General features: G+C 60.7%; 22 protein-coding genes. 2 read left to right on the top strand and 20 right to left on the bottom strand.

The window, feature by feature from the left end:
• Positions 1-34: 34 nt before the first annotated feature.
• The gene (locus P0X85_RS12770) at positions 35-601 is read right to left on the bottom strand and encodes a terminase small subunit, Nu1 (protein ID WP_275813940.1); all 567 of its coding nucleotides are present in this window, start codon (positions 599-601) and stop codon (positions 35-37) included.
• A gap of 115 nt (positions 602-716) precedes the next feature.
• On the opposite strand from P0X85_RS12770, the gene P0X85_RS12765 reads away from it, so the two are divergent.
• Together P0X85_RS12765 and P0X85_RS12760 are read left to right on the top strand one after the other, a co-directional pair.
• Complete coding sequence (locus P0X85_RS12765; protein ID WP_173496021.1) at positions 717-929, top strand: hypothetical protein; 213 nt, start codon at positions 717-719, stop codon at positions 927-929.
• Positions 930-934: 5 nt separating this feature from the next.
• Complete coding sequence (locus tag P0X85_RS12760; protein ID WP_173496020.1) at positions 935-1,153, top strand: hypothetical protein; 219 nt, start codon at positions 935-937, stop codon at positions 1,151-1,153.
• Here P0X85_RS12760 and P0X85_RS12755 read toward each other — a convergent pair.
• The 19 genes from P0X85_RS12755 to P0X85_RS12665 form a co-directional block, all read right to left on the bottom strand.
• The gene (locus tag P0X85_RS12755) at positions 1,150-1,377 is read right to left on the bottom strand and encodes a DUF7220 family protein (protein WP_173496019.1); all 228 of its coding nucleotides are present in this window, start codon (positions 1,375-1,377) and stop codon (positions 1,150-1,152) included. The genes P0X85_RS12760 and P0X85_RS12755 overlap by 4 nt on opposite strands.
• Positions 1,374-1,898, bottom strand: a complete 525-nt coding sequence (locus P0X85_RS12750) for a group I intron-associated PD-(D/E)XK endonuclease (RefSeq protein WP_173496018.1) — start codon at positions 1,896-1,898, stop codon at positions 1,374-1,376. The genes P0X85_RS12755 and P0X85_RS12750 overlap by 4 nt, the downstream gene beginning before the upstream one ends.
• A complete protein-coding gene (locus P0X85_RS12745; protein ID WP_173496017.1) occupies positions 1,879-3,135 on the bottom strand; it encodes a DNA modification methylase in 1,257 nt (418 codons plus the stop codon). Before P0X85_RS12745 ends, P0X85_RS12750 begins: the two co-directional genes overlap by 20 nt.
• A gap of 625 nt (positions 3,136-3,760) precedes the next feature.
• Positions 3,761-4,342 carry a GIY-YIG nuclease family protein gene (locus P0X85_RS12740; protein WP_275813929.1) on the bottom strand — a complete coding sequence of 194 codons (582 nt, stop codon included), beginning with the start codon at positions 4,340-4,342 and terminating at the stop codon, positions 3,761-3,763.
• Positions 4,343-4,443: 101 nt separating this feature from the next.
• The gene (locus P0X85_RS12735; RefSeq protein WP_275813926.1) at positions 4,444-5,619 is read right to left on the bottom strand and encodes a Fic family protein; all 1,176 of its coding nucleotides are present in this window, start codon (positions 5,617-5,619) and stop codon (positions 4,444-4,446) included.
• Between the two features lie 80 nt (positions 5,620-5,699).
• On the bottom strand, positions 5,700-6,125 hold the full coding sequence (locus P0X85_RS12730) for a DUF6362 family protein (RefSeq protein WP_275813923.1): 426 nt from the start codon (positions 6,123-6,125) through the stop codon (positions 5,700-5,702).
• Positions 6,118-6,318 (bottom strand): hypothetical protein, encoded by a 201-nt coding sequence (locus P0X85_RS12725; RefSeq protein ID WP_275813920.1) that lies wholly within the window; start codon positions 6,316-6,318, stop codon positions 6,118-6,120. The genes P0X85_RS12730 and P0X85_RS12725 overlap by 8 nt, the downstream gene beginning before the upstream one ends.
• A complete protein-coding gene (locus tag P0X85_RS12720) occupies positions 6,315-6,803 on the bottom strand; it encodes a crossover junction endodeoxyribonuclease RuvC (protein WP_275813918.1) in 489 nt (162 codons plus the stop codon). Before P0X85_RS12720 ends, P0X85_RS12725 begins: the two co-directional genes overlap by 4 nt.
• 348 nt (positions 6,804-7,151) lie before the next feature.
• Positions 7,152-9,458 (bottom strand): PriCT-2 domain-containing protein, encoded by a 2,307-nt coding sequence (locus P0X85_RS12715; protein WP_275813915.1) that lies wholly within the window; start codon positions 9,456-9,458, stop codon positions 7,152-7,154.
• 17 nt (positions 9,459-9,475) lie between these two features.
• The gene (locus P0X85_RS12710) at positions 9,476-9,700 is read right to left on the bottom strand and encodes a DUF6511 domain-containing protein (RefSeq protein ID WP_275813912.1); all 225 of its coding nucleotides are present in this window, start codon (positions 9,698-9,700) and stop codon (positions 9,476-9,478) included.
• Positions 9,697-11,433, bottom strand: coding sequence for a DEAD/DEAH box helicase (locus P0X85_RS12705; RefSeq protein WP_275813907.1), 1,737 nt, complete (start codon positions 11,431-11,433; stop codon positions 9,697-9,699). Before P0X85_RS12705 ends, P0X85_RS12710 begins: the two co-directional genes overlap by 4 nt.
• Complete coding sequence (locus P0X85_RS12700; RefSeq protein WP_275813904.1) at positions 11,427-12,431, bottom strand: PDDEXK family nuclease; 1,005 nt, start codon at positions 12,429-12,431, stop codon at positions 11,427-11,429. The genes P0X85_RS12705 and P0X85_RS12700 overlap by 7 nt, the downstream gene beginning before the upstream one ends.
• Entirely contained in the window at positions 12,431-12,793 is a 363-nt protein-coding gene (locus P0X85_RS12695) for a hypothetical protein (RefSeq protein ID WP_275813902.1), read from the bottom strand. Before P0X85_RS12695 ends, P0X85_RS12700 begins: the two co-directional genes overlap by 1 nt.
• Before the next feature lie 64 nt (positions 12,794-12,857).
• Positions 12,858-13,358, bottom strand: coding sequence for a DUF669 domain-containing protein (locus P0X85_RS12690; RefSeq protein ID WP_275813899.1), 501 nt, complete (start codon positions 13,356-13,358; stop codon positions 12,858-12,860).
• A gap of 21 nt (positions 13,359-13,379) precedes the next feature.
• Positions 13,380-14,126, bottom strand: a complete 747-nt coding sequence (locus tag P0X85_RS12685) for an ATP-binding protein (RefSeq protein ID WP_275813896.1) — start codon at positions 14,124-14,126, stop codon at positions 13,380-13,382.
• Positions 14,126-14,614 (bottom strand): hypothetical protein, encoded by a 489-nt coding sequence (locus P0X85_RS12680; RefSeq protein ID WP_275813893.1) that lies wholly within the window; start codon positions 14,612-14,614, stop codon positions 14,126-14,128. Before P0X85_RS12680 ends, P0X85_RS12685 begins: the two co-directional genes overlap by 1 nt.
• Positions 14,615-14,636: 22 nt before the next feature.
• Positions 14,637-14,942: a hypothetical protein gene (locus P0X85_RS12675; RefSeq protein WP_275813889.1), complete on the bottom strand. Its 306-nt coding sequence runs from the start codon at positions 14,940-14,942 to the stop codon at positions 14,637-14,639.
• On the bottom strand, positions 14,942-15,151 hold the full coding sequence (locus tag P0X85_RS12670) for a helix-turn-helix transcriptional regulator (RefSeq protein ID WP_275813886.1): 210 nt from the start codon (positions 15,149-15,151) through the stop codon (positions 14,942-14,944). The genes P0X85_RS12675 and P0X85_RS12670 overlap by 1 nt, the downstream gene beginning before the upstream one ends.
• A 198-nt stretch (positions 15,152-15,349) precedes the next feature.
• Complete coding sequence (locus P0X85_RS12665) at positions 15,350-16,033, bottom strand: hypothetical protein (RefSeq protein WP_275813882.1); 684 nt, start codon at positions 16,031-16,033, stop codon at positions 15,350-15,352.
• Positions 16,034-16,117 lie beyond the last annotated feature (84 nt).

Raw genomic sequence — 16,117 nt, 5'->3', positions numbered from 1 at the left:
TCAGCATAACCACGAAAGCCGCCTGATCATGACCTCAGGCCATCTGGGAAATTACACCACCTTGACGGACGCTACCAGTGCCTTCGCCACCGTCCACTTCAGGATCGGCGACCCCTGCAAGGTCAATTTCAGCTTCGAGTTCAATGTCTGGCTGCGCGAGATCATCGAGCACCTCGCGGATGGCGGCGCGGATCAGGTTCCGGGTGTCTCCGACGGTTGATTGTTCAAAGGCCTGCGGCGCCAACCGGTCGGGCAACGCCAGAAGGCGGGTGCGCAACAGCGCCAGCACGGCGATCCAGGCGGCCTCGATCTGTTCGGCCGCGATCAGCGACCGGCGCTTTTCTTCGGCTTCCATCTCGGCAAGGTCCGCCCGCGCTCGGATGAACCGCGCACGTTCAGCCGCATAGTCAGGAGCGCCCGCCTGCGCCTTCAGCGCCTGATCGCGCAGATAGCGGACATAGCCACGCACGGAGCCGATCAGATCATACTGGCCGCGCTCGGCCTTGGGGATCACGCCCTCGCGGCTCAGCTGCTGGACCCGCCGTTCCGAAAGATCCAAAAGCCGCGCGATCACGCCGATGGGCTGTGTAGCTGTCGACATTCGCAGACCTCGAGAGTTCTATTAACCGTATGGATTTGCGTCGAATTCACTGGATAAGCTTGGCCACCAGAGCGAAGGTCACGACAGCAGAAAACACAACTCAGGACGCCTCGAGATGAGCCACCGACCAACAGCCAAAGACGCGTTCATCGCCAAGAAGGCCGCGATCGACACGATGCTCGCGCGGCTGCAGGCGCTGAGCGCAGAGCACTTCGACACCCATCCCGACGAGGTTCATTGGGGGCATGTCGGCAACCTCGACTACTACGCCGAGCTCCTGAAGCGCATCACAGACAGCGCCTTCAAGGAAGGCGAGCACGCGGAGTAAACCCCATGGAAAGCACCAGCATTCGCCTCCCCATCCGAAACCTGCCCGAGCATTTTGACCGCAGCCGCATCGCCGTCGTCCTTGAGGAGATCGAAATGGCATTGATGGACGATGGCGGCGTTTACGCCCAAACCTCAGCCGACAGCTTCACCATCAAAATCGAAGTGCCGACCCATCAGCTGATGGACACAGCCAGCTGCCTGAAAGGCCTAGGTCTGATCTAGCCCTCGGGTTTTGCCACCCGAATAGCCTCGAAGAGCCGCCGCAGCAGGAACGAGCGGATTATGCTGACGCCGGTGAACAGCAAGCCCATTTGCAGATTTTGCGCGAGCGTCGTGTGCAGCCCAAAGATCGGAAAGATCAGGATCTGCGTCACAACCGCGACGCCATAGCCGACGATCACGTTGGTGATGGCCTCAACCAGAGACATGAGGCGCGACTGTTTCATGCCTCAAACCCCAAGCGGTTCAGGGCATGGCGAAAACTCGCTTCCTGAAACTCCCGATTCATGCTGCCATTTTGGAGGTAACGTTCACCTGGAACGCGCAGGGCAATGGTTTGATTGGAGCAATCAATGGCCGGTAGATAGGCGATTGCCTGTCTATCGAGCGCGACGAGGGCGTAAAGGTCGAACGCATTATCTGGATACCGACGCCGCCCACCTTTACCGGCGCGTCGAAGTTGGAACAAATACCCGGGCGTGACCCTTGTCTTAGGATCATGGTTTTTCGGCTTCCGGGTTGATTTGACCTGAACGCGAAGAAGCGACCCATCGACATCCACCAAGATATCGTACGGCAGGCCTTGATCGCTTAGAAACGCGCGATAGCCGCTCAGGATGAGGTCGGCACACACCAAGTGCTCGGCAGCCTTGCCCACTTCCAGATCATCACTGCATTCGACGTCTGGCCTGTCAAACTCGCTGTCGGGCAAATCAAATCCCAGATGTTCAAACAGCGATTGCTGCATGTTCCGCCTCCCGGCTCCGTTCGACGTCACCGAAGGTCTGTCCCGTCTGCGACAACTGCGCCTCTCGACCAGTGAACTCTTGCCAACGGCGGATGATGACATCGACGTATTTTGGATCGAGTTCGATCAGCGATGCGTGGCGCCCCGTCTTTTCAGCAGCGATCAGCGTCGTGCCGCTGCCGCCAAACGGGTCGAACACCAGGTCGCCTTTTCGGCTCGAGTTCCGGATAGCGCGTTCGACCAGCGCCACCGGCTTCATGGTGGGGTGCAGGTCATTCTTTGATGGCCGCTGGATGTTCCACACATCGCCCTGGTCCCGATCGCCACACCAGTGGCGCTTTACGCCGTCAGGCCAGCCATAGAGGATCGGCTCGTACTGGCGCTGGTAATCAGCACGGCCCAGCGTGAACCGGTCCTTCGCCCAGATGATGAAGGTCGACCAATGGCCGCCTGCCGACTTGAATGCTGCCTGCAGCGTCTGCAACTCGCTGGACGACATGCAGATGTAGACCGCACCGTCGGTATGCGCGTTGATCAGCACGCAGGCGTCGTAAAGGAATTGGCCGAAGCCATCGCCCAAGGCGTCATTCTTGATCCGCCGCCCCTTGCCAGCCTTCTCCGCGCCGACGCCGCCGGCGTAGTCCACGTTGTAGGGCGGATCGCAAAAGCAGAGGTCTGCCTTCACATCACCCAGCACCTTCTGCACGTCGGTAGAAACCGTGCTGTCGCCGCAGAGCAGCCGGTGATTGCCGAGGATCCAGAGATCGCCAGGTCGGCTGATCGGGTCTTCCGGCGTGTCCGGAATGTCGTCTTCACCCTCTTGCGGGCCAGTGCCCGCATCGAGGCTGTTCATCAGCCCGTTCAATTCATCATCCGTGAAGCCCGTCAGGCCAAGATCGAAATCAGCCTCCAGCAAGTCGGCCAGCTCAAGGTTCAGCAGATCCTTGTCCCACTCGGCATTCTCGCTGGAGCGGTTATCCATGATCCGGAAGGCGCGGGCTTGGGCCTCGGTCAGCCCCTTGGCCACATGCACCGGTGCGGATTTAAAACCGAGCTTGCGCGCCGCTTCCAGCCGCGTGTGCCCAGCCAGAACGACCATTGCCTCATCGACAACGATGGGCTGGCGCCAGCCAAACTCCTGGATCGACGCTGCGACCGTGGCGATGGCCTGTTCGTTGCGCCGTGGGTTGCGCGCATAGGGAATGATCTGCGCAAGCGGCAGGTCCAAAACGTCCATCGGTGTTTCCTTGGGATGTGTGACAAGCGAACGATACGTCCGCGAAACGAAACGGGTCTGGCCCGCGAAACGAAATGGGGTCAGACCCCCGTTTCGGTTCAGGCGGGTTGTGTCAGGCCGTCAGGCCTTTGTTTTCTTAGGGTTCGCGGCAAACCGAAACGAAACGGGTATTTTCAGGGGCGTCACTGGGAAACCCTCGCGCCTCGCCCCCCCGAAGACGGTTACAAACAGGAGGGACCCGTTCAATTTCAACAGGTTACGCGGCGCAGCATTTTGGGCGGAGACAGTTTTCTCGGAAAACCGGTAACCATTTGCCCCGAGAAAACCGCCAATCACACCTTACAGGAGAACGTTTTGGGCAAGGTAAGCGGTGGGAAATTGCCCCTCGCGCAACCCCGCGACCATCCCATTTCTGATCACCGTTGGACCCTGGCTGGTTTCCCGACTGGACCCCAGTGTCCTTCAGAGGATCGCCCTCGCTGTTTAGCTAAAGATCGAAGGCGCGCGTGGCTGGTTGTTTCCTCAGCTTGCAACGGCGGCTTCGAAATGGACGTTGGTCTGATCGAGATCGTGGATGATGTTGTTTATTGATGCAGTCAGAGTCTCAGTAACAACACAGAAGATGTCACCATGGGTTGGTTGGGCGGTACGGCTCTCGGTAGGTCTTTTTCGGTTTGTCCCACGGTTCGACCCGACTGGGCGGACGCCCTGGCAACAGGCATGGTGCACGCTTGGGAAGGTCATTGGTTTGCCGATACCAATCGTCATAGAGAAACTCCATCTCCAACTGGGTAAGGTTCCAGATCCCAATTTCTGAAATGGCACGATTGATCAATGCTTCCGCTTGCTCGGGCATCATATCAAACCATTCCCCACGGATGTTCCGTTCTGCCTGTTCGCGTTTGAAATCTGCCTCAATCTTTGAAGAAATCGCTATTCCGGGCAGCCACCAGAACCGGTGGAAAACCAGCTCCTCGTAATGGCCAGCCTGAATTGTACCAAGGCGCTGTATTGGGTCTTCGGATATTCCAATTTTTACCGGGGCGCCGAATACAGGAGTGATCAGGTAGACGGTGCGAAATCCATTGGAACGAACATAATCGCGAAATCCAATAGGACGCGCTTCAGCCATCGCCTCAGCCTTTCGACAGTTTGTCTTGGGATTTGTCAGCGCTGCAGGGTCATCCAACCGCAACTTCGCCATCATAGCTTTTCTATACCCTCCTGGAAGAAATCTGTCTTGCTTTCCGGTGTCTCACCAAAAAATTACCTCACTCACACAAAAGGGGTTGACAACAAAAACAGCGCTCAGACCGGCAATGGCTCAGTGCCACGGTCAAGAAGATCAAGGTAGTCGGTATATGCATAGATCCGATCACGCTGCTTGCCGGTCGTCTCACGCACGATTTGCAGCGCCACAAGCCTCTCAAGTGCCCCTCGAGCCGTCGGAAAGGACACTTGCAACGTCTCGACGACCGTCTGGATCGTTACGACAGGCCGGGCTTGCAGGAGTTCATGCACACGCAGCACAGAGGGCGCTGAACGTCCGAGCGCGCCTATTTCTCGGCGATGCTTGTCGAACATTGCGATCAGGGCACGCGCGGTCTCGGAGGCCTGTTCCGCCGCTTCAGCGACCCCTGTCAGGTAAAATTCCATCCATGCTTCCCAAGCCCCTACCTGCCGAACCTCTTGCAGCAGCCGATAATAGTCGTCACGGCGCGATTTCAGAAACAAGCTTAGATACAGGATTGGCTCACGCAAGATACCGGCATCGACCAGGATCAACGTGATCAACAAGCGCCCAAGCCGTCCGTTTCCATCAAGGAACGGGTGGATGGTCTCGAACTGGACATGGGCCAAGCCTGCCCGGATGAGCGGCGGAAGCCCCCGATCATCCTCATGCAAAAAGCGCTCGAAGGCATCAAGGCAGTCATTGAGCAAATGAGGCGGCGGCGGAACGAATAGAGCATTTCCGGGCCGCGTGCCACCGATCCAGTTTTGCGACCTGCGGAACTCTCCAGGCTGTTTGGTTGCCCCGCGGCCAGATTTCAGGATGATGGCATGCATTTCACGGATCAGGCGCAACGAAAGCGGAAAGCCGCCGCGGATGCGCTTAACGCCATGTTCGATCGCAGCAACATAGTTCGAGACCTCAGTGACATCGTCGAGCTCGACCGTCGGTGCTTCGTCACTCTCGAACAGAAGCAGGTCAGAGAGCGAAGATTGCGTTCCCTCGATCTGAGACGACAGCAATGCCTCCTTGCGCACGTACATGTACAGGAAGAGCGGCATGGACGGCAGGATCGTGGTGACATTATCCAGCCGCCCAACGGCGGCAACCGCCCGCTCGTAGACGTGCATGAGGTCTGACAGCTTCAAAGGCGGGTCTGGTGGCAAGCTAGCCGGGACATAGGCCCGTACACGTTCGCCACCAACGATTGTCTCCGCAAAGGTGCCCAGCCGTTGATTCCGTGCTTCCATCATCATCTCATCCTTTAATAGGGCCTCCGCGCTATTAAAGGATAATGCCTTAACCTTCAATAACGGTCCTGCCTTATTAAAGGTTACGGGACGCTCGCGATCACGAACTCCATCGAGCGCTTGCGAGGCACGGTTTTGCCGTTGAGTTTCCAGACGATCACGGCCAATCCAAACTCATGGCGCCGGTTTGCCGTAGCTCTGCTGACCCCATGTTCCCAACAGATCCCCTTCCAAGCTTTGCGGTTGGCCCGCGCCCAGAGGATCTGGCCGATGTCCTTGTCCACCCACCGCAACCAGAGCATCGCCTCGTCGGCCTGCGTGATCATCCGCGGTGATGGCAGAGGCTTTTTCATCCGCGGTTCCTGGCCCACCTGATCGGCGAAGGTTGAGAGGTATTCGGGCCAAGCGCTAACATAGCCCTGTGGACGGACCGGCGGCATGGACCGCATCACGTCGGCCGCGAGATCCAGCCTGTCCGCCACCATTGCTCGTGTCCATTGATCAGCCATGGCGCACCTCCCTCACCGCGGGCAGCGGCCCGTAGAGTTTGTCCCCCAGTTGGCGGACGAGTTCACGCTCGGGCCATGTCAGACGCGGGTCATCAAGGGACACGGCGAGCATGCGCTGCTCGTGCCAGCCGTCACGTTTGACCTGTTCGGGATCGCGGCGCTGGCCGCCGTAGCCTTTGGGGTAGAGCCTCATGCTGCACCTCCCTGGTTCTCCAGAGCCCAGTGCAGGATTGCGATCGCGTCAGCCTCGTTGTCGTCCGCTGGGCTGTAACCGCGCGCGCGGGCCGCCGCGATCATGGCTTGTTTGTTCGCATTGCCATGGCCTGTGGCATGGCGCTTGATGGTGCCCACGGGCACGCCCTCGTATGGAATGCCGCGCAATTCCCCCCACGAGGTCAGTGAGGCCATCAGCCCCCCATAAACATGGGCGGCGTCAGTGCCCGCATGGCGGCGGACCTCTTCGAACCAGATGGCTGAGATGGGTCCGGACAGCCGGTCGAGTTCCGTCAGCCAGTTGGTGAAGCGCAGGTAGCGCATACCGCCGCCGTCATAGCGTCCGGGTCGGAAACTGGCGGTGCCGGTCGTGATCAAACCGTCATAGCCACGGATCGCCCAGCCGGTGGTCGTGCCGAGATCGAGCGCCAGAATGCAGCGCAGGTGTTCGTTGGATTGGGTCATCGAGACCTCCTCTTCGCTTTGGCGAGCGTGGCGGGAGGGCTGGCCGGTGAGGGCTGCGGTCTCGCCAGGCCCCGAAGGGTGGTCTGGTCATGTCAGGCGCGGGGCGAGCGGGCCGCCCGGCATATTTTTCTTAGGCTTCAAAGAGCCAGAATGAAGCTTTTGCCTCGCTAACCCATTGGCGTCCCTATATAATATATATTATTCATATTATTATATAGTTATAGGAGGTAGTCATTCTTTTATTTAACCGCGCGCGCGTACACGCGTAAGGGATAAGGTGTCCTCTTGAAAGATTGAAGGACGTGATGGTTCCCACTTTCTCCATCATTATCATGCGCTTAAGCATAATCAAACTTCCTTCTGCAGGATTTTGCGCCCTGAAGCATCCCGCCAGGGGCCGCCCCAATGGGCCATGCGATAGACCATGGCCTGCCTTGTCGATGAGCCGCGCATGCCAGTTGTGATGTCCCTGCTCTCGATCAGGGTGAGCAGGATTTCATCGCGGTCGCGGGATTTGAGCCACTGTGAAGCCCGGGTGATCTCGGACTTGGTGATGCCCTTGGCACCTGACGCGCGGACGATCTCCTTCAGCCGCTTCAGGTGTGCCTCGGTCTCAGTGTCCGCGACATGCCGCTCGACCGCCTCCATGGTCCGCTGAGCATAGTGCCGCACGAAACTGATGGCCCAATCCGCCGCCGTGATCTCGATCTCGGGGCGTGCTGGATCGCGCCCCACCGCCACGATGAGTGCAAGCTTCAGGGCGTTTTCCCCGATGCGGGCGAGGATGGCCGTGAAGGCTGTGCCAGCGGCGGCGCGCAATTCCTCGGTCAGCTCGATGCTGAGCTGGCGGAACCGGGCGCGCGCCTCCTCGGTCATGGGCACGATCATCGGGTTCACGGCGGTGTTTTGATCGGCGGTCTTGCCTGTCAGGTTGCCCTTCTTGGTCCCACCGCCCGCCGCTATCAGTTGCAGCCCCAGGATCAGCGCGGCCGGCGCCTGCCGGATGCCGACGGCAATGTTCTCGTCGGGATAGTCCTCGTCGCTGGGCAGGATCAGGAAACGGGCAAGCGAGCCATCGACAACGTTGGCGCCCTGCAGCGCCCCCCAAAAATGCAGCGGCGTCGTGGTGCCATAGACGCAGAGGCATGGCTGATTGATGTCGCGCCTCTCATTCGTGCCGTCTCGGTTGGCATATTCTGCCCCGAGGAAGATCCCGCCGGCCGAGGTGTAGAGCTCAGTCATGTTATCGAGGATCTCGGTGATGTGGCGCGGGCTGCGCTTACGGTCGGCGGCGGCTGACAGGAACATGCCAAACTCGTCGATCTGAAACAGGATCGCGGGCTGGCGATGCAGCGCGGTCAAAAGCCCCGCGCCAGAGGCGATCTTGTTGCCCCCGAGGTGATGCGCGAGCCCCGCCTCGAAGAAGGTTTCGTTGATGATTTCTCGGGCGTGGTTCTTGCCAGATCCACTGTCCGCGATGCCCACGACATAAAGGTTCGAGCGCAGGTTGCTTTCGGTGCGGTAGTTTCGCCCCATCAGCGCGCCGATAGCGCAGAGGCTGGCCCCCAGTGACAGCAGCGGCTGCGGGCGCCGGGCAGTGGTCAGCATGTAATTGGTCAGATCGCCCACCAACCCGTCAGGGATGGCCAGCGCGAACGGCGGTGCGGCTGGGGCCTGAGACGCTGCCGTTGCTGTCACATCCAGCCTCGCCAGTAGACCCGCCGCTGGATGGTCTTCGGTCTCGGGTAGGCTGCCATCCAGACGAAGTTCCGCATCGGGCTGCCAGCCGCGTTCCATTGCCAGATGGTAGATCGTGCCAGCGCCGATCCGGTCGGGCTTGAAGCTGGCCCAAGCCTTCATCGTGGTGGCCGGCACATCCTTCGCCGCTTGCGCTGACCAATCGGCAAAGAGATCGACCCCGGCCGCGCCAAGTGCACCTTTCAGGGCCATGCCGACCCGCATCCAGCTGTCATAGTCCAGCTCGGCATTGGGCAGCCAAGCGAGCGCCGCCTCGATCGCGGGCAATGTGCCGATCTGGCTGTGGGAGCGCGCGATTTCGGCGGGTGCTACTTGGGAAGCAAGCCCATGCTGACGCAGTGCTTCCGGCAACAGCGCATAGGCCTCGTCCAGAAACGCTGCAGCAGCCTCGGCCGTGATTTCCGGCAAGTCGATGATGTCGATGTCCGCCAAGCCCTCCTCGGGCCACGCATAGGGTGCACCCGTGCCCGGGTGGTTTGCATAGGCGACGAACTGCTGCCCGAGGCAGAGCACCTCCAGCGGATGGCGCTTGATGCCCCGAAACGGGACGGCCGTGCGATAGACCAACATGCGCTTCGGGGCCCGACCAATACGCAGGGCGGGCGTATCACCGAGGCGTTCACGCGCCAGTTGCTCAATCCGTAAGGCAAGGTCAGCGTCGTCCTTGATATCGATATCGACCGCCGCAACAGCGCCACCGACAATACCCACACCGCACTCCGGCCAGCTGGCCCATGTGGCCACCTCGACCTCGGTGGTGCCGCGTTCTGCATGGCGGTTCCATTCCGGATAATCCGCCCAGGATCCACGCTGGAAGCGTCCGGGTTTCTTCGTGCCCGGGCCGATGGGCAGGATGGCATAGCCATTGGTCACAAGCCGCGCGCCGAAGCGCGCCATGAAGGATGTGTTGGTCATCAGAAAGGCACCTCGGGGGTCATGGCGTCGAGGCGTGTGCGGTCGTGGCCCGCCAGCTCGCGCAAGTGGTCGCAATATCCGGTGACAACCGCATCGATGAAGCGGTCCCACTCGGTCTCGGTCAGGGTGGCGAGATCGGATTTGCCGATGCTTTCGAGATACGCGCCACCTTGTTGGCCGCCGACAGTCATCGCCTGCATCTCATTCGGGGTGGGATCGATCATGCCCGTCCTCCCGTGGCAGATGTCTTGGCAGGTGCGGCTGCAGAGGTGCCTGCGGCTGGCATCACGGCGCGGGTCCGAGACCCGGAAATTCCGGTCGAACCAGCCAAACCCGCGAGGTTGCCGGTGGCAGACGGCGCAGAGGCCGGGGGAACTTTGGCGCATGGATCAAACCTGTAGCCGGAGACTTCGACATAGCGGCCCGCGGGGCGTACCGAGATTGCGCTGGGGCGCATCAGCTCTTGGGCCTGCAAAATGGCCTCATCCACGCTGAGCGGCACCGGACAGCCGGGGGCGCGCTTGCGCCACCACTCAGCCGCCTTCTGGCGCGCATAGCCCTGATGCTCGATGCAGACCCACTCACTGTAGGATTTAATCCCGCAGCTATAGATGACTTTCAGCGAGGGCTGCCCACCCAGCTTGTCGTGGCGGCTGTAGGAGACGCCGTGGACGGGCAACCATTGCAATTTCGGCGATAGGACCGGAAGTGTTGCCGCCGTCGGCGCGATTTTGACCTCGCGGGCCGGAAAGACGTAACCGCAGTCCGGACATTCCGCCGCCGAGAGCGCGATGATGCTGTCGCATTCGGGGCAGAGCTTGGTCGGGGCCTCGCCGACACCGGCCTCGCCGGGTCGTCGGGGCCGCACCAGATCGATGGGCCCGTGGCGGCGGACATTGCCCGCAAAATCGAGGACCAGGCAGTTTTCCTTGCCGGGGGCGAGGCGCGTACCGCGGCCGACCATCTGCACATAGAGCCCTGCGGATTTGGTGGGGCGCAGGAGCGCAATCAGATCGACCCCAGGCGCGTTGAAGCCGGTGGTCAGCACGCCCATTGAGGCGAGCGCCTGGATTTCACCGCGCTTGAAGGCGGCGATAATCGCGTCACGCTCGTCCTTTGGCGTATCGCCGAAGATCGTGCGGCAGCTGATGCCCTGGCGGGCGAACTCTTCGGCGACATGACGCGCGTGCTCGACGCCGGAGCAGAAAGCCAGCCAGGATTTCCGCTCGCGGCCGTGTACGATGATCTCGCTGACCGCCGCCTGCGTGATGGCCTCCTTGTCGACGGCTGCTGCCAAGTCACGCTGGATGAAGTCGCCTGCGCGGGTGCCGACCTTCGAGACATTCAGTCGAGTGGCGGGCTGTTTCGACACGAGTGGGCTCAGATAGCCCGCGTCGATCAGATCCCGCACCGGGGCCTCATAGGCGATGTCGGTGAACAGCGCGTTCTTGCCCTCGTGCAACATGCCGCTGTCGACCCGGAACGGCGTAGCAGTCAGCCCGATCACCTTGAGTGCAGGATTGATGCGGGTGAGGCCATCAAGGAAGCGCCGGTACATCGTGCTGGAATTGCTAGGGATGAGATGGGCCTCGTCGATCAGCACGAGATCCGTATGGCCGATTTCAGCCGCGCGGCGGTGGATCGACTGGATGCCTGCGAAGAGAATGCGGGCCTGTGCCTCGCGCTTGCCGAGGCCCGCCGAGTAGATCCCGGCAGGCGCCTCGGGCCAGAGGCCGATCATCTCGGCATGGTTCTGGGCGATCAACTCTCGGACATGGGTCACGATCAAGATGCGCTGGTCGGGCCAGGATTTCAGCACACCCTCAATGAAGGCGGCTGCAACGAGCGACTTTCCCGCAGCTGTTGGAAGAATTACGATAGGGTTACCTTTATTTACTTGGAAATAGCCGTAGATCGCGGCGATCGCGGCCTGTTGATAGGGACGCAAGGTCAGCATGGCGCGGCCTCCGTTGTGCGGGCGTCGTTTGCCCAGGTCGAGCCATCGGCCATGCGGTAGGTGACGACATCGTCGCCCGCATCGATGACCTCGCCCGGAACGAGATCGGGGATGAAGAGATGGCGGATGCAGGCCGCACGCTGTTCGAGCGCTGTCAGCATTCGGTCATGGCGGGCGCAGTGCCAGCCGCCCTCATTATTGCTGATCGCGCTTCCGGACGAAGAACCGGTGTCCACTTCTTCTGGAAGCGCTCCGACGGGCGTTGCATGCAAACAGGACCGGCACGTCACGGCCGCCCCACCACCCTCATGGCAGGCGCCATGGTGATCACAGAACCGGCATTCGAACCAGGCCGGGTCCTCGCTGATCCGCGTGGGCGTGTGCTGGGCGAAGATGATGCGCCCTGCCTTTTCCAGCAGGCGCTCGGCCATGGCGCGGTCCGCCTCGATGCGCTCGATATGCAGCGCGTCGGTGTCCTTGCAGACCGCGACATACAGCGCGCGGGTGATCCCCGTCAGATGCATGTAGATCTGCATCTGCGCGGCATGCTGGGGCTTGGCCAGAACGACACCCTTGGCGGTTAACTCGTTGAAGCTCTTGACCCCATGGGTCTTGAACTCGAGCACATGCCAGGTCTTTGGGGCCTCCAGAAGCCCAAGGGCCACGCCGTCGAGCGACCCGCCAAAATGCCCGCCATGGGCCTCGACGCGGAACTGACGGCCGGTTTCGGGATCGACCTCGAGCACGGTCGCGCCGGTGGCGCGCAGATTGCGTACGAGGCGGTCCTCTTCCAGCTGGCCGGTCTCAAAGAGGCGCAGCAGGCGACCGGAATAGCGCGCAGGCGTGACCCAGCGGAAATCATACCAGAGTGCGCGTGCGCAGGATTTGCCGATGATCGACGCCCCGAGGTGGTCGCGGAAACCATCACCCTGGCGGGCCTCGTAATCGGCATAGATCGCCGTCAACGTCGGTGTGGGGGCGCAGGGCAACTCTGCCATCACAAACCCTCCCGTTCACTGCGGGCCTGTGCCTCGGCCAGAATGCCGCTCCAAGTCTCGGGCTCATGGCGTTCGCGCAGGATGCCGATCAGAGCGTCCTTGAGTTTCTCTCGGCGACGGCGGCCGGTGCCTTGGGCGAGAAGTTCTGCCCGCTCGCGGCTCAGATGGCGGAGTGCCGTGCGGGCCCGGTGGAACCAGTCCGGGTCGATCGGCTTTTGGCCGCGCTGCCGGGCCAGATCGGCTGTGGCGATCTGCGTGCGGATCTTGGCAATGGCATCGTCGAGCTCGATCAGTCGCCGCTGGTCTTCAGGCAAGCCGGGGGTGTTCGCAGCCGCAGTGGCTACGTTGGTCATGTCAGTCATGGAAATGTCCTCAGATGGGGTTGCGCGCTGCCCAGTCAGTCAAGGCGCAGGGCAGCGCGAAGGCTCAGCCTTTCTTGTTCCAGGGTGCGGAGGCCATTTTGGGCGGCACCGCAGATCCAGCCGGGTCAGAGGCAGGCTTAGCCGGGCGGGTAGCCGAGGCTGCGCCCTTTTCAGGCAGCAGGTAGGCAATCGCGTTGCTCTCGCCGTAGCCGTTCTTCGGCGGCCGGATCTTCACCTGGATCGTCATCGGGATCAGGTGCAGCTCCTCGCTGTCGCTGACATGCATCCGGCCCGTGGCATGGCAGATCGCCGAAAGCGTGCGCTGCGCGATTTCCACCGTAGTCGGGTTCGGGTTCACCAGGTTCAGCTGGTCGAAGATTTTCCGGCCCTTCTGCTCCCCGTCGAGAATGTCGATCATCAGCCAGAGAAACTGGCCCATGCCGTTCTTAGTAACGCGCATCTCGCTCTCGACAATCTGGGCGCGGTATTTGCCGGCGGGCAGCAGTTCATAGGCCGTGGTGGGTTCGACGCTGGTGGCGTCAAAGGAGGTGTCGAAACGTGCCATGGTCTTATCCTTTCAAGGCGATCATTCAGGTTGGGGCATGGCTGCGAGGAACTCCGACCACTCAAGCGGCAGGGTGTCCGGCAGGCCGTAACGGTTCTTGGCAAGGAAGGCGGGGCGCTCTTCGGTGTGCATGACGCGCGCACCGGACCCGAGCGCCCGGGTCACCTTCTTGTTGAAGCCGACATCGGATTTGGCGACCGAGATCTGGTAGTTGGCAAAGAGCACGACATCTGAATGCTCCTGCAAGAGCGCCGAGGCGCGAGTCTGCAGCTTGATCACATAGCGGTCGTAGGGCTCGTGCTCGGGGCTGTCGAAACGCTTGATATCCGTATGGGCGATCTGGATGACCACCATGCCTTTCTGGTCCCGAAGCGCATTCAGCTTGTCGAGATACTCCCGCCAGACATTCAGCGCTTCGGCGTAGCCCTTGCCGAACCCTGGTGCTTCGATCGAGACCCAGTTGCTGCGCTTGCAGGTCTCAGCCCAAATGAGCGGCTCGAGCCAATCGATGCTGTCGATGACCACCGTGCCAAAATCGTGGTCCTCGTTCAGAAGCGCATCGAGGGCTTCAGCCACTTCTGCGTAGCTCGTCGCCAGCGGAAAATGCGGGACCTGAAGTTTGCCCAGGCCATCCTCGGTCATGATGAACACCGGCCGATCCGCAGCGGCGGCAAAGGTGGATTTGCCCACCCCGGCCACGCCGTGGATCAGAATGCGCGGTGGCGTCAGCGCAGAGGTCGTGCGCAGGGATGCGAGGGAAATGGCCATCAGTTCGCCTCCTCATTCAGAACCAGCCGGAACTTGGGCTTGCCAGTCCGGACAGTGCGCGCGGGCTCGAACCCCTTGCGCCAGCTTTCCGGCAGGGCACCGTATTTACGCTCGGAGACCGACAGCTTCGTATCGATGAATTCGGCCGGGTCTTCGCCAGCGGATGCGATGTTTGCAGCGATCTGGGCGAGTTTGGCCTGGTCCCAATCGATGCGCTTGGGCAGTTCGGCGATGACGGTGACGCCGTTATCATCGAAACGCGTCTTGCCCGTATCCTTGCCGTCTTCGCGGCGGCACTCTGAGGCTCGGGCGGCATAGCGTACTTCCAGCGCCAATTCGAACCGTTGCACGACCGCCTTCATTCGCTCCGATGCGGCATCGATTTCTGCTTGCACCGCAGCAAGCAATGCAGGCGGCATGAGTGCCAGCTCGGTCACCGGCATGTTGAGCATGTCATCCACGCTCGGGATGTTTTCGGGGAAAGCCATAGGGGCTCCTTTCAAAAAGACGTCAGTGGGCTGCGATCAGCCGTTCGGGGATGGACGGTGTGGGAGGTTTCGGCCGGGCGATGGCGCGGTACTCAAAGAGATCCGGGCCAAGGCGTTCCTGGACGAGATGCACCAGCTGTTGCTCGGAGGCCCGCCAGGCGGCATCCGCGATGCCGCGCAACGTGGCCTGCTGCGAGGGTGTCAGGCGCGACAGGAGCGAGCCGGTATCAACGGCCAAAAACCCACGGTGGTAGCTGACACTTGCACCTGCGTCTGCGAGCGAGACCCAAGCGTAAAAGCCAATGTCATCGCGTATCTGCGACGCCATCACGACACCTTTGCGCTTTGGGAGGCATCGCCTCGGCGCAAGGCCGCCGCCTCAAAGGTCATGATATCCTCGAGCCGGTAGATGACCCGCCCGCCGAGTTTGAGATAATCGGGGCCTTCGCCGGTCCAACGCCACCGTTCCAGTGTGCGATGCGAGATCGCCCAGCGTCGGGCCAACTCCTTTTGCGTGAGGCAGAGTTTTGACTGCATCCTTGTCTCCTGTCTTGGTTACCTGGAGACAATGCGAAACGCCGATGTGGGATGTCGTCGGGATCGCGGTGGGATGCAGTGCCGGATGAAGACAATTCGAAATTTCAACGCTCTAAAATGAAGTGGGGGATGGGCATCCGGCACCCATCCCCCAGCAGATCCCACACCCATCCCACAGCGGGCACAGTTGCGTGGCCCTTAATCAAAGCGCAATCGGTAGTTCCCGCGTCCGTCAGATTGAATCAATTCGCGCCACTCGGGCTTTGACTTGAAGACATCGACCATCTTCAAGCTGCGCGATCCGGCTGCCGTCAGAAGGGTTTTACCGTTTTGCCAAGGCTGACCGGCTTCAGCTGCGGCATGGAGCGCCTGCACAACATCGGCCTGAATGGCACCAAGTTGAAAGCAAAAACCGCGGCTGCGCACTTCACGGTAGCCGACGGTGTAGATGAACCCTTGCTCTGGAGTTTGCCCATCGCCTCTGTGAAATCCTGCTTTGATTTCATAGCGATCGCGCTCATGGCGGCGCATCAAAAGATCCCCAATAACAACGTATTGTGGTGCATGTGTTTCCGGAAACGCAGCGTAACCGCATCGATCATGGCAGAACTCATTCAGATGGGCTTCACCGCAGCGAAAGAGGTGAAAGACGTCGCAAGCGTGCAGATCGAGCAAGCCGCTGAACACCCTCTCCTCATAGGGCACCCGAAACCGCGCCCCATTGATGTCAGCGTCATAGTCGCCAAACTCCAGGAGTTGATTGAAGACCCGAATGGATAGACGGACTTGGTTATTTTCTGCGAGGTAGATCAGATCGTCTTCCTCAATCGACCAGCGCCGAAGGATCTCTGACAGCGAATAGTACTCCTTCTCAATCCGCATGGCTGCCTCCGACTCTCACCCCGCATATTCAATTATTGTTCTATCGTCTTGACGATCCCATAGCAATCATGTCTTATCCTATTA

Source organism: Pseudothioclava nitratireducens (assembly GCF_029210495.1).
Taxonomy (GTDB): domain Bacteria; phylum Pseudomonadota; class Alphaproteobacteria; order Rhodobacterales; family Rhodobacteraceae; genus Pseudothioclava; species Pseudothioclava nitratireducens.
This window is presented reverse-complemented; position numbering and strand designations above follow the sequence as displayed.

Bases quoted from the DNA above. Each gene is read 5' to 3' on its own strand.
- P0X85_RS12770 (WP_275813940.1), bottom strand. From the start codon at position 601: ATGTCGACAGCTACACAGCCCATCGGCGTGATCGCGCGGCTTTTGGAT.
- P0X85_RS12765 (WP_173496021.1), top strand. From the start codon at position 717: ATGAGCCACCGACCAACAGCCAAAGACGCGTTCATCGCCAAGAAGGCC.
- P0X85_RS12760 (WP_173496020.1), top strand. From the start codon at position 935: ATGGAAAGCACCAGCATTCGCCTCCCCATCCGAAACCTGCCCGAGCAT.
- P0X85_RS12755 (WP_173496019.1), bottom strand. From the start codon at position 1,377: ATGAAACAGTCGCGCCTCATGTCTCTGGTTGAGGCCATCACCAACGTG.
- P0X85_RS12750 (WP_173496018.1), bottom strand. From the start codon at position 1,898: ATGCAGCAATCGCTGTTTGAACATCTGGGATTTGATTTGCCCGACAGC.
- P0X85_RS12745 (WP_173496017.1), bottom strand. From the start codon at position 3,135: ATGGACGTTTTGGACCTGCCGCTTGCGCAGATCATTCCCTATGCGCGC.
- P0X85_RS12740 (WP_275813929.1), bottom strand. From the start codon at position 4,342: ATGATGGCGAAGTTGCGGTTGGATGACCCTGCAGCGCTGACAAATCCC.
- P0X85_RS12735 (WP_275813926.1), bottom strand. From the start codon at position 5,619: ATGATGGAAGCACGGAATCAACGGCTGGGCACCTTTGCGGAGACAATC.
- P0X85_RS12730 (WP_275813923.1), bottom strand. From the start codon at position 6,125: ATGGCTGATCAATGGACACGAGCAATGGTGGCGGACAGGCTGGATCTC.
- P0X85_RS12725 (WP_275813920.1), bottom strand. From the start codon at position 6,318: ATGAGGCTCTACCCCAAAGGCTACGGCGGCCAGCGCCGCGATCCCGAA.
- P0X85_RS12720 (WP_275813918.1), bottom strand. From the start codon at position 6,803: ATGACCCAATCCAACGAACACCTGCGCTGCATTCTGGCGCTCGATCTC.
- P0X85_RS12715 (WP_275813915.1), bottom strand. From the start codon at position 9,458: ATGGCGCGCTTCGGCGCGCGGCTTGTGACCAATGGCTATGCCATCCTG.
- P0X85_RS12710 (WP_275813912.1), bottom strand. From the start codon at position 9,700: ATGATCGATCCCACCCCGAATGAGATGCAGGCGATGACTGTCGGCGGC.
- P0X85_RS12705 (WP_275813907.1), bottom strand. From the start codon at position 11,433: ATGCTGACCTTGCGTCCCTATCAACAGGCCGCGATCGCCGCGATCTAC.
- P0X85_RS12700 (WP_275813904.1), bottom strand. From the start codon at position 12,431: ATGGCAGAGTTGCCCTGCGCCCCCACACCGACGTTGACGGCGATCTAT.
- P0X85_RS12695 (WP_275813902.1), bottom strand. From the start codon at position 12,793: ATGACTGACATGACCAACGTAGCCACTGCGGCTGCGAACACCCCCGGC.
- P0X85_RS12690 (WP_275813899.1), bottom strand. From the start codon at position 13,358: ATGGCACGTTTCGACACCTCCTTTGACGCCACCAGCGTCGAACCCACC.
- P0X85_RS12685 (WP_275813896.1), bottom strand. From the start codon at position 14,126: ATGGCCATTTCCCTCGCATCCCTGCGCACGACCTCTGCGCTGACGCCA.
- P0X85_RS12680 (WP_275813893.1), bottom strand. From the start codon at position 14,614: ATGGCTTTCCCCGAAAACATCCCGAGCGTGGATGACATGCTCAACATG.
- P0X85_RS12675 (WP_275813889.1), bottom strand. From the start codon at position 14,942: ATGGCGTCGCAGATACGCGATGACATTGGCTTTTACGCTTGGGTCTCG.
- P0X85_RS12670 (WP_275813886.1), bottom strand. From the start codon at position 15,151: ATGCAGTCAAAACTCTGCCTCACGCAAAAGGAGTTGGCCCGACGCTGG.
- P0X85_RS12665 (WP_275813882.1), bottom strand. From the start codon at position 16,033: ATGCGGATTGAGAAGGAGTACTATTCGCTGTCAGAGATCCTTCGGCGC.